This is a genomic window from Streptomyces cacaoi, assembly GCF_006539165.1.
GTDB classification, from domain to species: domain Bacteria; phylum Actinomycetota; class Actinomycetes; order Streptomycetales; family Streptomycetaceae; genus Streptomyces; species Streptomyces cacaoi.
Map to the genome: position 1 here is coordinate 119,714 of NZ_BJMM01000002.1, position 14,630 is coordinate 134,343.

13 protein-coding genes are annotated in these 14,630 nt (G+C 74.2%); 9 read left to right on the forward strand and 4 right to left on the reverse strand.

Annotated features, from left to right (window positions below):
• Positions 1–39 precede the first annotated feature (39 nt).
• Positions 40–1,272, forward strand: a complete 1,233-nt coding sequence (locus tag SCA03_RS01000) for a sensor histidine kinase (protein ID WP_230988427.1) — start codon at positions 40–42, stop codon at positions 1,270–1,272.
• Positions 1,269–1,952, forward strand: coding sequence for a response regulator (locus tag SCA03_RS01005; protein WP_030890066.1), 684 nt, complete (start codon positions 1,269–1,271; stop codon positions 1,950–1,952). Before SCA03_RS01000 ends, SCA03_RS01005 begins: the two co-directional genes overlap by 4 nt.
• Before the next feature lie 260 nt (positions 1,953–2,212).
• Here SCA03_RS01005 and SCA03_RS01010 read toward each other — a convergent pair whose 3' ends face one another.
• The gene (locus tag SCA03_RS01010; protein ID WP_037850641.1) at positions 2,213–2,599 is read right to left on the reverse strand and encodes a DUF4333 domain-containing protein; all 387 of its coding nucleotides are present in this window, start codon (positions 2,597–2,599) and stop codon (positions 2,213–2,215) included.
• Between the two features lie 265 nt (positions 2,600–2,864).
• Between SCA03_RS01010 and SCA03_RS01015 the strand changes: the two genes are divergently transcribed.
• The gene (locus SCA03_RS01015) at positions 2,865–3,071 is read left to right on the forward strand and encodes a hypothetical protein (protein ID WP_086816535.1); all 207 of its coding nucleotides are present in this window, start codon (positions 2,865–2,867) and stop codon (positions 3,069–3,071) included.
• A 54-nt stretch (positions 3,072–3,125) separates the two neighbouring features.
• Here SCA03_RS01015 and SCA03_RS01020 read toward each other — a convergent pair whose 3' ends face one another.
• Positions 3,126–4,685, reverse strand: coding sequence for an ATP-dependent DNA ligase (locus tag SCA03_RS01020; protein ID WP_086816537.1), 1,560 nt, complete (start codon positions 4,683–4,685; stop codon positions 3,126–3,128).
• 108 nt (positions 4,686–4,793) lie between these two features.
• On the opposite strand from SCA03_RS01020, the gene SCA03_RS01025 reads away from it, so the two are divergent.
• Positions 4,794–5,861: an ATP-dependent DNA ligase gene (locus SCA03_RS01025; protein WP_086816539.1), complete on the forward strand. Its 1,068-nt coding sequence runs from the start codon at positions 4,794–4,796 to the stop codon at positions 5,859–5,861.
• Here SCA03_RS01025 and SCA03_RS01030 read toward each other — a convergent pair.
• Positions 5,828–6,667 carry a TetR/AcrR family transcriptional regulator gene (locus tag SCA03_RS01030; protein WP_086816541.1) on the reverse strand — a complete coding sequence of 280 codons (840 nt, stop codon included), beginning with the start codon at positions 6,665–6,667 and terminating at the stop codon, positions 5,828–5,830. The genes SCA03_RS01025 and SCA03_RS01030 overlap by 34 nt on opposite strands.
• A gap of 242 nt (positions 6,668–6,909) precedes the next feature.
• Here SCA03_RS01030 and SCA03_RS01035 point away from each other — a divergent pair, with 242 nt between their 5' ends.
• Together SCA03_RS01035 and nhaA are read left to right on the forward strand one after the other, a co-directional pair.
• Entirely contained in the window at positions 6,910–8,304 is a 1,395-nt protein-coding gene (locus tag SCA03_RS01035) for a carboxypeptidase regulatory-like domain-containing protein (RefSeq protein WP_086816543.1), read from the forward strand.
• Positions 8,305–8,461: 157 nt separating this feature from the next.
• On the forward strand, positions 8,462–9,886 hold the full coding sequence (gene nhaA, locus SCA03_RS01040) for a Na+/H+ antiporter NhaA (RefSeq protein WP_141275159.1): 1,425 nt from the start codon (positions 8,462–8,464) through the stop codon (positions 9,884–9,886).
• A gap of 272 nt (positions 9,887–10,158) precedes the next feature.
• On the opposite strand, the gene trxA is transcribed toward nhaA, so the two are convergent.
• Positions 10,159–10,539 carry a thioredoxin gene (trxA, locus tag SCA03_RS01045; protein WP_030890038.1) on the reverse strand — a complete coding sequence of 127 codons (381 nt, stop codon included), beginning with the start codon at positions 10,537–10,539 and terminating at the stop codon, positions 10,159–10,161.
• 384 nt (positions 10,540–10,923) lie between these two features.
• On the opposite strand from trxA, the gene SCA03_RS01055 reads away from it, so the two are divergent.
• The 3 genes from SCA03_RS01055 (at position 10,924) to SCA03_RS01065 (ending at position 14,540) form a co-directional block, all read left to right on the forward strand.
• Entirely contained in the window at positions 10,924–11,595 is a 672-nt protein-coding gene (locus SCA03_RS01055; protein ID WP_371863887.1) for a SanA/YdcF family protein, read from the forward strand.
• 291 nt (positions 11,596–11,886) lie between these two features.
• Positions 11,887–13,623, forward strand: coding sequence for a class I adenylate-forming enzyme family protein (locus SCA03_RS01060; RefSeq protein WP_086818199.1), 1,737 nt, complete (start codon positions 11,887–11,889; stop codon positions 13,621–13,623).
• A gap of 398 nt (positions 13,624–14,021) precedes the next feature.
• The gene (locus SCA03_RS01065) at positions 14,022–14,540 is read left to right on the forward strand and encodes a lytic polysaccharide monooxygenase auxiliary activity family 9 protein (RefSeq protein WP_030890030.1); all 519 of its coding nucleotides are present in this window, start codon (positions 14,022–14,024) and stop codon (positions 14,538–14,540) included.
• Positions 14,541–14,630: the final 90 nt, after the last annotated feature.

A 14,630-nucleotide genomic window follows, 5' to 3' on the forward strand; every position in this document is an offset into this window, starting at 1 on the left:
CCGAGCCGGTGGCCGGGGCACATCCGTACGCTGCGGGTTGTGCCAGAAGTGACAGACACGAACGAACAACGTCCGAGCCGGCCACTGACCCGGCGTGCCGCCCTGACCGTGCTCTGGGGAAGCATGGCGGTGCTGTGGGTGTGCGACGTGGTGAGCGTCGAGGCGTCCTCCGCCTACCAGGGGCCCGGCGCGTGGTGGCTGCTGGCCCCCGGCGTCGTCGCCGGCGTCGCGGTGCTGCTGCCCGACGACCGGCTCGCGCTGCCCTGGCGGGCCGGCGCGGCCGTGGTCGCCTCCGTGGCGATGACGGCGACCCATCTCGTCGCGCTGGAGCCCGAGTTCTCCGGCTGGGGCCTGCTGGAGACGCTCTGCCTGCTCCTGCTGCTGGGGCGGGCGGCGCGGGAGATGCGGCAGCCGTGGCGGGCGTCGGCCCTGTGCACGGCGCTGGGGGTGGCGGTGGTCGTCGCGCCGCTGCGGCTGCGGGTGGCGGACAACATCCTCTACTCGTGGCTGCTGACCCTCGCCGTGGGCGGCGTCCTCGGGCTCGCCTGCTATCTGCGCGTCCTGGACGGCCGCAGGAGGCGGGCCGTGGTCGCCGTCCGGCAGAACGAACGGCTCGCCCTCGCCCGCGAGTTGCACGACTTCGTCGCCCACCACGTCACGGGCATCGTCGTGCAGGCCCAGGCCGCGCGCACCATCCGCGAGACGGCGCCCGAGCAGGTGGACCAGCTGCTGTGCGGCATCGAGCAGGCCGGCTCCGAGACGCTGGAGTCGATGCGCAAGCTCGTCCGGGTGCTGCGCGAGGACGACACGGGAGCGGTCCGGCCCGGGGAGCTGTTCGCCGAACTCGCCGAGCTGGTCGCCGCGTTCTCCGAGCGCGATGTGCCCGCCACCCTCCAGGTCGCGGCCGGCGCCCGGCAGGTGCGGCCCGACCCCGAGGTGGAGACCTCGGTGCGCAACGTCGTCCGCGAGGCGCTGACGAATGTGCGCCGGCACGCCTCGGGAGCCCCCTCGGTCCTGGTGCGGCTCGATCTGGCAGGCCCGGAGGAGGGGCCGCGGCGGCTGCGGGTCGAGGTGCACAACGCGCCCCCGGCCCGGCAGCCGCAGCCGAACGCCGAACCGCTCGGCGGCCGGGGCGGCCTGGGCCTCGTCGGGCTGACCGAGCGCACCGAGGCCGTCGGCGGGCGCCTGCACGCGGGGCCGGCCGAGGACGGCGGCTGGCGTCTGACCGCCGAGTTCCCGGTGCGTGACGCTGTGGCAGGATCATCCGCATGACCGGCGGTAACGAAACGGCGAGCCCTCTGCGGGTCCTGATCGCCGACGACCAGGACATGGTGCGCACCGGCTTCCGGATGATCCTCCAGGCGCAGCCCGGCGTCGAGGTCGTCGGCGAGGCGGCCGACGGTGCCGAGTGCGTCGAACTGGCCCGGCGGCTGCGCCCGGACGTCTGTCTCGTCGACATCCGGATGCCGAAGCTCGACGGGCTGGAGGTGACCCGGCTGCTGGCCGGGCCGAGGGCTCCCGACCCGCTGCGCGTGGTCGTGGTGACCACCTTCGACCAGGACGACTACGTCTACGGGGCGTTGCGCGGCGGCGCCTGCGGCTTCCTGCTCAAGGACGCGGGCCCCGGGCTGCTGGTGGAGGCGGTGCGCGCGGCGGCGCGCGGGGACGCGCTGGTCTCGCCCGCGGTGACCGTGCGGCTCCTGGAACAGCTCGGCGAGCAGCCGTCGGCCGGGCAGGACGAGCCGTCCCAGGGCCCGTTGACGGAACGGGAGTTGGATGTGGCCCGGCTGGTCGCCGTCGGCCGGACCAACCAGGAGATCTGCGAGGAGCTGTACGTCTCCCTGTCCACCGTCAAGAGCCATCTCGCCAGCATCCAGGCCAAGTTGGAGCTGCGGAACCGGGTGGAGATCGCCGCCTGGGCCTGGCGGTGCGGTGTGGTACGCGACGGCTGAAACCGTTCTGCGGCGGGGCCCGGCGGGGACCGCTCTCCTGACCGATCCCCGCCGGGCCCCGCCGATCCTTCGCTGGTCCCCGCCCGTCCTTCGCTGGGCGCCGCCGGTCCTTCGCTGGGCGCCGCCGGTCCTTCGCTGGTCCCCGCCGGTCCTTCGCTGGTCCCCGCGGAGCCCTGCCGATCCCTCGCTGATCCGCGCCGCTTCCGCCGGGCCCCGCTGCCGGGCCCAGCCGCCCGGTCGCGCCGCCCGGTCGCGTCGCGTCACTCGCCGTGCGCCGCCTTCCGGGAGCCCTCGTCGTCGCCCGGCTCCTCCTTCTCCAGCACGCCGTAGTCGAAGTTGACCTTGTCGCCCCGCACCTTGGTCACCGAGACCAGCATCGGCTTGCGCTCGCCCTTGAAGACGGCCTGGCAGCGCACGGTGTCGTACTTCTTCGGGCGCAGCCCGTCCGGGCAGCTCACCGACTCCGGCGCATCCTCCCAGGGGCGCGCGAAGTTCTCCTTGGCCTGCTTCTCCACCTCGGCCCGCGGCACCTTGCCGTCCGCCTGGTCGACGGTGGCGACCGAGCTGTTGTCCAGGATGTTCCAGGCCCCCACCGCTCCGACCGCCAGGACGGCGGCCGCGGCCAGGGCGATGACGATGCGCTTCATGGAAATGCTCCTCGGATCCCGTTCCGGCCGGCCCTCACCGACCGTTGTGCTCCGAGCCTGCCTGCCGGAGCGGGCCCGCGGCCTCGGCCGGGCGGCCGGTTGGTACGCCACGGCCTCGGCCGAAGGGACGAGAGCCGCAGCGTAGCGGGCCGTTCCGGCGGGGGACCGGCCGGGTTTCCGGGGGCCGGCTCAGTCCGGCGCGGGCCGGGAGCGCAGCTGCTCCAGCTGCGCGTGGCTCAGCTCGTACGCCCGTCGCATGTGCCGGGTGACCACCCGCAGTTCGTCCTCGGAGTGCCACGCCGATTTCGACGACCGCGCCTCCCTCGACGCGGCACTCGCCGGAGCCGGCCTCGGCGTCGACATCGCCGGGCTGCGCCGCGCCCACCCCGAAGTCGGCTGGCACAGCTTCACCGACTGGGCGGCCGGCCAGGACTGGCCCGCGCTCCTGCGCCCGGTGCCCGCCCGGCGGTGACCTCCCGGGAGGGTGTCCCGGAGCCGAGGGGCGCGAGTCGGCCCGGCTCTGCGGTCAGCGCAGCAGTCCCGTGACGGTCTCCACCGTGTCGGCCTCCTCGGGCCGTTTGTCCTCGCGGTAGCGCAGCACCCGTGCGAAGCGCAGCGTCACACCCTCCGGGTAGCGCGTCGAGCGCTGCACCCCGTCGAAGGCGATCTCCACGACCAGTTCGGGCCGGGTGCGCACGCCCCAGGGCTCCTCCGCCTCGGCCACCTCGCGCAGCCGCCGCGTCTGCCACTCCAGCAGCGCGTCCGTCATGCCCTTGAAGGTCTTGCCGAGCATCGCGAAGCCGCCGTCCGCCCGCCGCGCGCCCAGATGGATGTTGGACAGCCGCCCCGAGCGGCGGCCGTGCCCCCACTCGGCGCCCAGCACCACCAGATCCAGGGTGTGCACGGGCTTCACCTTCAGCCACGAGGCCCCGCGCCGCCCCGCCGAGTAGCCGGCGTCCAGCGCCTTGACCACCACACCCTCGTGCCCGCGTGCCAGCACCCGGGAGGCGAACTCGCGTGCCGCCTCCCGTGCGCCCGGCGCGCCGGGGTCGGCGACCACCAGCCGGCGCACCCGCTGCCGCTCGGGCACCACCCGGGCCAGGGCGGCATGGCGCTCCACCGCCGGGCGGTCCAGCAGGTCCCGGTCGTCCAGGGACAGCACGTCGAAGAAGACGGCGGACAGCGGCAGTTCGCTGCTGGCCCCGGCGACGTCCAGCCGGGAGGCGACCCGGCCGGACACCTCCTGGAACGGCCGCGGCCACCGCCCGTCCGGATCGTCCTCCCCGGCGGGGTCCCCGAGCGCGATCACCTCCCCGTCGAGCACGGCACGCTCGGCGGCGGCGTGCCGTGCGGCGGCCACCACCTCCGGCAGCCGGTCGGTGATCTCGTCCAGGGTGCGGGTCCACACGGTCACGTCGCGGCCGTCCTTGTGCACCTGCACCCGGATGCCGTCGAGTTTCTCCTCGACCGCGCTCGGGCCGAGCTTGTCCAGCGCCTCGTCCACGTCCCGCGCGGTGTGCGCGAGCATCGGCAGCACCGGCCGCCCCACCTGGAGCCGGAACCAGTCCAGGGCCCCGGCGCCCTCGGCCAGTACCGCCTCGGCGACCGTGCCCAGCGAGCCGCCCAGCATCACCGCGCGCCGCACCTGCGCGGCCGGCGCGTCCACCGCACGGGCGAGCCCCTCGACGGCGAGCGCGTCCAGTGCGCCCTGCCGCAGCTCGCCGCCGATCAGCCGGACGAGGAAGCGCTGCTCGTCGGCGGTCGCCCGGGACAGCAGCCCGTCCAGCAGCCGCCGGCGCCCGGCCTGGGCGCCCTTGCCGGAGACGGCCGCGATCCGGCCGAGCGTCTCGTCCACCTCCTCGGTGGTCAGCGTGGGCGCCTCCGCCGGCGGCGGCGGCTCGCGCAGGGCGCTCCAGCCCACGCCGGTGCGGCGCTGCGGCAGCCGCCCGGCCAGATAGGTGACGACGACCGGCACCTGGGAGGGCTCCACCCGCCGGAACAGCCCGGCCAGCAGCTCCACCTTCCGGTTGCGCGCGGACGCCCCGGCGATCTCCGCGGACGTGTGGGCGACGTCGGCCAGCAGCATGGCCCCATCGTCGCCGAAGGTCCCCGGTGCCGCAGCCCGCCGGCGGCCCGCCCGGCCGCCCCTGCGGCTGCCCGTGCGGAGGCGGACGGGCGGGCGCAGAATCGTGGCGTGGATCTTCCTGTGCTGCCCCCGGTGAAGCCGATGCTGGCCAAGCCCGTCGCCACGATCCCGGACGGCATGCAGTACGAGGCCAAGTGGGACGGCTTCCGCTGTCTGGTCTTCCGGGACGGCGACGAGATCGAGCTGGGCAGCCGCACGGGGAAGTCCCTGCTGCGCTACTTCCCCGAACTGGCCGTCGCGCTGCGGGAACTGCTGCCCGAGCGGTGCGTGCTCGACGGGGAGATCGTCGTCCCGGTCGGCGGGCGGCTGGACTTCGAGGCGCTCCAGGCCCGGATCCACCCGGCCGCGTCCCGGGTCCGGCTGCTTGCCGAGGAGACCCCGGCCGAGTTCGTGGCCTTCGACCTGCTGGCGCTGGGCGACGAGGCCGTCCTCGACCGGCCGCTGTCGGCCCGCCGGCAGCTGCTGGAGTCGGCCCTGGGCGCGGCGCGCGGGCCGCTGCACCTGGCCCCGGTCACCGAGGACATCGAGGTGGCCCGCGCCTGGTTCGAGCGGTTCGAGGGGGCGGGGCTCGACGGCGTCGTCGCCAAACGGCCCGATCTGCCCTACCGGCCGGGCGAGCGCGTGATGCTGAAGATCAAGCACGAGCGCACCGCCGACTGCGTCCTGGCCGGGCTGCGGCCGCACCGCGGGGACGCCGCCGCGGTGGGTTCGCTGCTGCTGGGCCTGTACGACGGCGCGGGCGCGTTGCAGTACGTGGGCGCCTCCTCCTCGTTCCCCGCGGAGCGCCGCCGCGCCCTGATGCGCGAGCTGGCCCCGCTGCGTACCGGGGCGGCCGAGGGCCACCCCTGGGGGCGGTGGGAGGACGCGCAGGCCCACGAGGAGGGCCGGATGCCGGGGGCGCCGAGCCGGTGGAGCGGGCAGAAGGACGCCTCCTGGGTGCCGCTGCGTCCCGAGCGGGTGTGCGAGGTGGCCTACGACCACATGGAGGGCGACCGCTTCCGGCACACCGTCCACTTCCGCCGCTGGCGCCCGGACCGGACGCCGGGCAGCTGCACCTACGCCCAGCTGGAACAGCCGGTGCGCTACGACCTGGGGGAGGCGCTCGACGGGCGCTGACCCGCCCGGCCGCCGGACTCCCCGCCCGTCTGCTCGTCCGTCCTGCGGTCCGCCCGCTCGTCCGCCTCGTCCGGCTCGTCCGGCTGTTCGTCCGCCGCTGCGCCGGTTCCGCCGTCCGGTGCGCCGGGCGGCGCGGGGCCGCGTGCCGCGGTCGGCTTGTGCCCGTGTGCCGCGATCCGGCCCGGCCCGCGGGCGTCGGCCGGCTCGGGCAGTCCGGCCGCGAACGCCTCGCAGCAGGAGTCCAGCATGGCCAGCAGCTCCTCGGTGGGGCTGTCCGGATCCCAGCTCCAGATCGCGGTGCGCACGGTGGTCATCCCGGCACCGGCGACCAGCCGCGGATACAGGGAGTCGGGCGACAGCCCGGTGCGTGCCGCGATGCCCTCGGCGAGGGCGTCGGCCAGATGGCTGTTGCTGTGCAGCAGCTTGGGCACCAGCTCCGGGTGCGCGGCCAGCAGCCGGCGGCGCTCGCGCCAGCCGGGGTCGTCGACCATCGGCGGGATGGAGGCGCGCAGCGCCCGGTGCAGGGCCTCCAGCGGGGCCTCTTCGGCGGGGCGCGCGGCGAGCAGCTCCAGCAGGTGGCCGACGAGGCGGTGGTCCCAGTCGAAGACCGCGTCGTCCTTGGTGTCGAAGTAGTTGAAGAACGTGCGCGGCGAGATGCCGACGGCCTCGCAGATGTCGTGCACGGTCACCGCGGAGGGCCCGCGTTCCAGATAGAGGCGGACGGCGGCGCGGCGCAGCGCCGTGCGGGTCTCCAGCTTCTTGCGCTCCCGCAGCCCGGTGGCGGCCGCGGCCGTCTCGGCGACCATTCTCGCTCCCCGTCCGGTTCCTCTCCGTAGCCCTCCCTACAGTAATGCATTTTTGCAGGACTGCATTTTTCTGTTAGCGTTTCTAATCATTGGCCTTGCCATGTATGTGGGTGCACGTGGGTGCGGCGCGCACCGTGTACCGCGCACCGGCGCCGCGTACCGCGGGGACCGTGCGTACGGGTGCCGCCCCGGCCCCGGCGAGGCGCGCAGCAGTGACGAACCCAAGGAGGCGGACCACGTCCATGGCGGAACACAAGGCGGAACCGGGCAGCGGGGGCGCCTCCTCGCTCGGTGCGACCGTACGCACCCTGGCGCAGACGCTCTGGTTCCCGGCGTTCTTCTTCACCGGCTTCCTCGTCTGCTACCTGCTCCCCTTCCACAACCCGACGCCGCACCACGTGGACGTGGCCGTGGCCGGGCCCGCGGCGGAGCAGCTGGACCAGGCGCTGGAGAAGCAGAGCCCCGGCGCCTTCGACATCCACCAGGTCGCCGACGCCGACGCGGCACGCGACGCGGTCACCAGCCGTGACATGACGGCCGGCTACGTGCCCGACCCGAAGACCCCGCAGCTGTTCGTCGCCAAGGCCGACGGCTACTCGCTGGAGTCGGTCCTCCAGAAGACGTTCACGGCCGTCGCGCAGCAGAGCGGCGGAAAGCTCCAGATGCACGACGTGGCGCCCACCGCCCCCGGCGACGGCATGGGCACCGGCCTGTTCTACGTCGTCCTCTCCTGCACCATCCCGAGCTACGTCAGCGTGATGATGCTGCTGAGGGCCACCACGTTCGGGCGGCGCAAGAAGGTGCTCACGCTGGTGGCCATCGGCGTCGTCGAGAGCGTCGTCGCCTTCTTCGTGGCCCGCTCGATGGACGTCATACCGAACGAGCCGCTGGCGATCCCGCTCGTCTTCCTGATGACCCAGGCCGTCGCCCTGACGTCGTTCGGACTCGTGCCGTTCTTCAAGTCGTTCTTCCCCGGCGTGGCCATGGGCCTGTTCGTGCTGCTGTCCATGCCGTCCAGCGGTGGCGCGATACCCGTGCAGATGGTCCCCGGCTTCTTCCGGGCCCTGCATCCGATCATGCCGATGGGCAATCTGATCGAGGGGCTGCGCGGACTGTTCTACTTCGACGGCAAGGACGTGTGGCGGCACGCGCTCGTGATCGCCGTCTGGGTCGTCGCCGGTCTCGCCCTCATCGCGCTCGGCGCCTGGAAGGACCGGCGTGCCGAGCGGAAGGAGGCCGCCGAGCGGGAGGAGGCCGCCGCCGTCGAGGAACCGCCGGTCGAGGACCCCTCGTTCGAGCTGCCGCAGCCCAGCGCCGTCGCCCCGCACACCCACCGGCTGGGCCGCCAGGAGCCGACGCTGACCGGGCGCGTCACCGACGAGCGCGGCGAGCCGCTCCCCGGCGTCGCCCTCACGGTCACCGGGACGCACGGCCGCGAGCTGATGCGGGCGATCACCGACGAGAACGGCGAGTACGCGGCGACGGGGCTGCCCGACCACTTCGTCAACGTCATCGCCAGCAGCCCCGAGCGGCTCGCCGCCGTCGCCCGGGTCATGGCGCGCGACGGCCACCCCGTCCGGCAGGACTTCCGGCTCACGCCTCGACGGACCGCGGCGGGCGCCCCGGCCGGCCGCTGAGCCCCCGACCGGGTCCCGGTCGGGTCCCGGCCGCCGGACCCGGTCGTGAGGCCGGGTCGCCGCACCCCGGCGGGTGCCCCCGCGAGGGCACCCGCCGTCGGCGGCACCGCCGCCCCGGTTCGTCCGGATTCGTCCTTCGGCGCCCTAGCATCGCCGCGTGAGCGGCGAAGACCACGGGCCCCCGGAGGAGATCTGGCGCAGGGGCCCCGTCCTGTCCATGAGCGACCGCCGGGTCGCACGGTATGTGGCCCGGCCGTTCGCGGCCTTCCTCCGGGTCGAGGCGTCCGGCGCGGTCCTGCTGCTGGCCGCCACGTGCGCGGCCCTGCTGTGGGTCAACTGCGGCGGACGCTCCTCCTACGAGACGCTGTGGACCACCGTGGCCGAGCTGCGCATCGGCCCCCTCCACATCGAGGCCGACCTGCGCGAGGCGGTCAACGACGGGCTGATGGCCGTCTTCTTCCTCGTCGTCGGGCTGGAGATCAAGTACAACGCCGTCGCGGGCGAGCTGCGCGACCGGCGGTTCGCCGCCGTACCCGTCATCGCCGCCCTCGGCGGCATGCTCGTCCCCGCGCTGCTCTATCTCCTGCTCAACTCCGGGGGCGAGGCGGGGCGCGGCTGGGGCATCCCGATGGCGACCGACATCGCCTTCGCGCTCGGCGTCCTCAGCCTGCTGGGCTCCCGCGTCCCCAACACCGCCCGCGTCTTCCTGCTCACCCTGGCGATCGCCGACGACCTGGGCGCGATCACGGTCATCGCCGTCTTCTACACCGACGACCTGCGGCCGTTGTGGCTGGCCGCCGCCGTACTGCTCGTGCTGCTCGCCGGGGTGCTGCGATGGCTGCGGGTGTGGGCCGTGCAGCTGTACCTGCTGCTCGGGCTCGCGCTGTGGCTCGCCCTGTTCGAGTCCGGTGTGCACGCCACCCTCGCGGGGGTCGCGATGGGGCTGCTGTGCCCGGCGCGCTCCCTGCTGCGTCCCGTCGAGGCCCGCCGCCGGCTGCGCCGGATCGCGCCCGCGACGGGGGAGCGCCCGTCGGTCACCGAGCTGAGCCGGTACCGGTTCCTGCTGGGCGAGACGGTGCCCGTCGCCGAACGGCTCCAGACCGCGCTGCACCCCTGGAGCAGCTACCTCGTGCTGCCGGTGTTCGCGCTGGCCAACGCCGGGGTGCCGCTCACCGGCGGGGCGCTGGGGGAGGCCGTGGGCTCGACGGTGACCGCCGGGGTGCTGCTCGGGCTCGTGGCCGGCAAGACCACCGGCATCGCGCTGTTCACCTGGCTGGCCGTCCGGCTGCGGCTCGGCGCGCTGCCCGGCCGGTTCGGTGCGCTGCTGACGCTGGGGCTGGCGGCGCTCGGCGGTGTCGGCTTCACGGTCGCGCTCTTCATCACCGCGCTGGCCTTCGGGGAGGGCTCGGCGCACGCGGGCGACGCCAAGGTGGGGATCCTGGCCGGCTCCGTGGTCGCGGCCGGCCTCGGCGCCGCACTGCTCACGCTCGACGCCCGGCGCCGCCCGGGGCGGGAGCCGGAGTCGGAAGCTGAACCGGAACCGGCGGGGAGCCCGGAGGGGCCCGAGGGCTCCGCGCGCTGACGCCGCGCCGCGCGCCCGCGCCTGTTGCGCGCCCGCGACCCGCCTCCCGCTCCTGGCCCGCCCGCGTCTGCGACCAGCTCGCGTCCGTGGCCCGTCCGCTTCTGCGGCCAGCCCGCGTCCGTGGCCCGTCCGCTTCTGCGACTCGTCCACGTCCGTGGCCCGTCCGCCGTGTCACACGACGACGGCCGCCCGGCGGGATGCCGGGCGGCCGTCGTGAGCCGTGCGGGCGGCGGTGGACGCCGGGTGGGCCCGGCGCCGGTGCGCTGCTGTGCTCAGGCCCCGCCGTCGGCCTGGGCCTCCTGCTCCTCGACGCTCTTGCGGACCTCGTCCATGTCCAGCGCGCGTGCCTGGCCGATGAGATCCTCCAGCGCGGCCTCGGGGAGCGCGCCGGGCTGGGAGAAGATCAGGGTCTTGTCCCGGATGATCGCGAGCGTCGGGATCGACTGGACCTCGAACGCCGCCGCCAGCTCCTGCTGGTCCTCGGTGTCCACCTTGGCGAAGGTGAGGTCCTCGTGCCGCTCCGAGGCGGCCTCGTAGACGGGCCCGAAGCTACGGCAGGGACCGCACCACGACGCCCAGAAGTCGATCAGGACGAATCCGTTGTCCGAGACGATCTCCTCGAAATTGTCCTTGGTCAGCTCGATGGTGCTCATGCTTTCTCCTGCTTCGGGGCAGCAGGGCGGGTCGCGCCCTGGCACCGGAGGAACACAGGGGTCCCCGCCGGCATTCCCGGCACCGTACCGGGCCCGGGATGCTCCCGCGAGAACGGGGCGGAAGCGGGAGAGCGGCCCGCCGGCGCAACGGGACCAAGCGTCGGCAAGCATCGGAACCGGGGCAGGAGCCACAACCGCGGCAAGCGCCGCCACCGGGGCAGGAATCACAACCCGGGCAAGCGGTGCGGACGGTGCGGGCGCGCAACCGGTCGCCCGGCCGTCCGCGTGCTTCCCGGTGTGCCGATCACGCCCGCTTCCCCGTCCGCCGTCCGGCGCGCCCTCCGCGCCCTCCGCGCGCTGCGTACCGCCCGCGTCCCGCGTGCCCTGGTCCGCCGGCTCCGGCTGCCCCGTACCCGCCGCGGGCGCCGCACGGCGCTCCGGGTGGCGGTGCTCGGCTGTGTGCTGGCGCTGCTGCCCGCCGCCTGGCTGCGGGTCTCCACGCGCGGGCAACTGGCGCCCGGTGTCGCTCAGGCGCCCCCGGCCCCGGTCGCCGTCGTCTTCGGTGCGGGGCTGTGGGACGGTGAGCCCTCCCCGTATCTGGCGCACCGGCTGGACGCGGCGGCCGAGCTGTACGCGCGGGGCACCGTGCGGGCGGTGCTGGTGACGGGCGACAACGGTCGGCGTGACTACGACGAGCCGTCCGCGATGCGCCGCTATCTGACCCGGCACGGCGTCCCGGCGCGGCGGATCGTCGCCGACCACGCGGGCTTCGACACCTGGGACTCGTGCAGCCGTGCGCGGCGCGTCTTCGGGGTCCGCCGGGCGCTGCTGGTCAGCCAGGACTTCCATATCCGGCGGGCGACGGCGCTGTGCCGGGCGGCCGGTGTACGGGCCCGCGGCGTGGGGGTGACCGAGCCGCGCGACGCGACCTGGTACGCGGCTCAACTGCGGGAGATCCCGGGCGCGGTGAAGGCCGCCTTCGAGGCCGCGTTCACCCCCGATCCGCACTTCCTGGGGCCGCACGAGGACGGGGTCCGGCAGGCGCTGCGCAACTGACAGGCGGGGGAAAAGGGAGCGAGGGGCCGGGCGGGGCGGTGGTGAGCCCTGCGTCCGGGGGCGGTTGTGGGCGACATCGCGCCGTGCGGCCGAAATAGTACGGGCTTCGTGGTGGTTGTGCTGTCCGTCCGTGGCGCGGGTCCGGTGTGCCGGTTCGCGTGCCGTCGGCCGTGACGCGTGCTCCGGGCAGCAGGATGGCAGTTGGCCATCAGGAACGACGCGGACATCGAGGACTTTCGGCGCATACCGTGCGGATCCTGCGCCGGGTCCCGTCCGAGAAGGAACGACCGGATGCACACCGACCCCGCGCCCACCCCCGGCACTCCCGGTACTCCCGGCGCCTCCGGCACCCCCGGCTCTCCCGGTACCCCGGCCTACGACCCCGCCGCCTTCCGCTCCGTCTTCGAGCGGAACTTCACCTACTGGTCGGGCTTCGCGCGCAACACCCACCGGTACGCCGACGCCACCGCGCTGTACGACCCCGCGACCGGCCGCGGCTGGACGTACGCACAGCTCGGCCGGGACGTCGGGCGGCTGGCCGCCGGTCTCGCGGCCGTCGGGGTGCGCCCGGGCGATCTCGTGGTGCACCAGTTGCTGAACGGGCCGGAGTTCGCGCTGCTCTATCTGGCCACCCAGCGGCTCGGCGCGGTGGGCTCACCGGTCAACTTCCGGCTCGCGCCGGGCGAGACCGCGCATGTGCTGGACTCGGGCCGCCCGGCCGTCTACGTCCACGACACCTCGCTCACCCCGGCGGCGGGCCGGGCCCTGGAACTGGCCGAGCACCGGCCCGGGGTCGTCGTCCACGTCGACTCGGGCGCCCCCGGCGACGCCCCGCTGCCCGGCTCGCTCCCGTTCGGCGAACTGCTCTCCCGCGGGGCGCAGCTGCCGCCGCTGCCGGAGCCGGACGCCGGGATCTACGGCGAGACCACCCGGCTGTACACCTCGGGAACGACGGGGCTGCCCAAGGGTGTTCCGCTCAACAACGCCACCGAGGTGCTCTCAGCGCACGACGTGATCATGCACTTCCCGCTGACGCCCGAGGACCGCACGCTCAACATGACGCCCTGGTTCCACCGCGGCGGGCTGTACTCGGGCGGCCCCAACCCCGTCTTCTACGTGGGCGGCGAGGTCGTCCCGCTGCGGCACTTCGACGCGGACACCGTGCTGGATCTCGTGGAACAGCGAGGCCTCACGTTTCTGATCGGCGCCCCGACCAACCTGGAGCGGCTCGCCGACGCCCAGGAGGCACGCGCCCGTGATCTGTCCACGCTGCGCGGCATCGTGACGATGGGCGCGCCGCTGGGCCGCGCCGCCTGTCTGCGCTACCAGCGCGTCCTCACACCGCGCATCTTCAACGGCTACGGCACGACGGAGGCGTTCTGGAACACCTTCCTGCGCCCGACGGACCTCCCCGAGCACGCGGGCAGCGCGGGGCGCGCGTGCACGGACGACGACGTGGCGGTGGTGCGGGTGTACGAGGACGGGCGGCGGGCCGCGCCGGACGATCTGGCGGCGAAGGACGGCACGGAGATCGGTGAAGTGATCGTCCGCTCGCCCAAGTCGGCGTACGGGTACATCGGCCGCCCCGACGAGGAGGCGGCCAACTACCGGGACGGCTGGCTGTACATCGGGGATCTGGCCACGTGGGACGAACAGGAGTACGTCACGCTGGTCGGCCGGCGGGACGACATGATCCTCTCCGGCGGTGAGAACGTGCACCCGGTCCAGGTCGAGGACGTGCTGACCGAGCACCCCGGGATCGCGGACGCCGTGGTGGTGGGCGCACAGGACCCGGAGTGGGGGCAGTTGGTGACCGCCTACGTCATCCGTAAGGACGCGGAGCTGACCGTGGCCGACTGCGAGCGGCACTGCCGCAGCCATCCCATGCTCGCCGCCTACAAGCGGCCCCGCGCCTACCGGTTCGTGGACTCCTTCCCCGTCACCGCCACCGGGAAGAAGATCCACTACCTGCTGCGTGAACAGGCCGGGCACGACCTCGCCGAGGGGCTGCTCGAACGCGTGCGGTGAAGTCCGCGCGGGGCCCCGTCGCCGGGTGGCGGCGGGGCCTTCGTGTGCCGGGGAAGGGGAGCGGCGGGCGTGCGGGCGCTCCGTTCCGGGCCGGTTCCGGGCCGGTTTCCGGCCGTTCCCACCGGTTCCGCGCCGGTCCCGAACGGTCGCCGCCGGGCCCGACTCCCGGCTGTGCACGACCCCTTGACGGTGCACTGACAGCCGGTAAAGTCTAGACCAATTGGTGAGTGCGGAACCCCGCTGTCCGGTTCCCTGACCGGTCGGAACGCCGGGCGTCCGGCGCGCCGCCGAACCCGTCGGCGCCGCACCGCAGTTGCTCCGTGCTCCCTACCCCCCACTCGACGAGGCCATCCCGGCAGCGCCCGGGGAACGGCGGCCTCAACCGGCAAGGAGTTGACATGCACAAGAAGAGGAAGCTGGCCGCGATTCTCGGCGCCGGGCTCTCCCCGCTGTTCGTCCTCGGACTGTCGGTGACCCCCGCCAGCGCCCACGGCTACATCAGTGACCCGGCCAGCCGGCAGGCCCAGTGCGCGGCCGGTGTGGTCGAGTGCGGCTCCATCAAGTACGAGCCGCAGAGCGTCGAGGGACCGAAGGGCCTCCAGGACTGCGCCGGCGGTCACGACGAGTGGGCCGAGCTGCGCGACGACAACAAGGGCTGGAACGTCGCGAACGTCGGTTCCTCCGCGACCTTCAACTGGAAGCTGACGGCCGCCCACCGCACCACCACCTGGCAGTACTTCATCGACGGCAAGCAGATCGCCGAGTTCGACCAGGGCGGCGAGCAGCCGCCGAACGAGCTGTCGCACAACGTCGACTTCGGCGGCATCACCGGCAAGAAGACCGTCCTCGCCGTCTGGAACGTGGCCGACACGGCCAACGCGTTCTACGCCTGCGTCGACGTCAACATCGGCGGCTGAGCCCGACGGCCGTGAGGCCGTGCGACGACCGCCGCACGGACGGTCGTCCCCCGCACCTCTCGCCGGGGTTCGCACCCGCGCGCCCGGGGC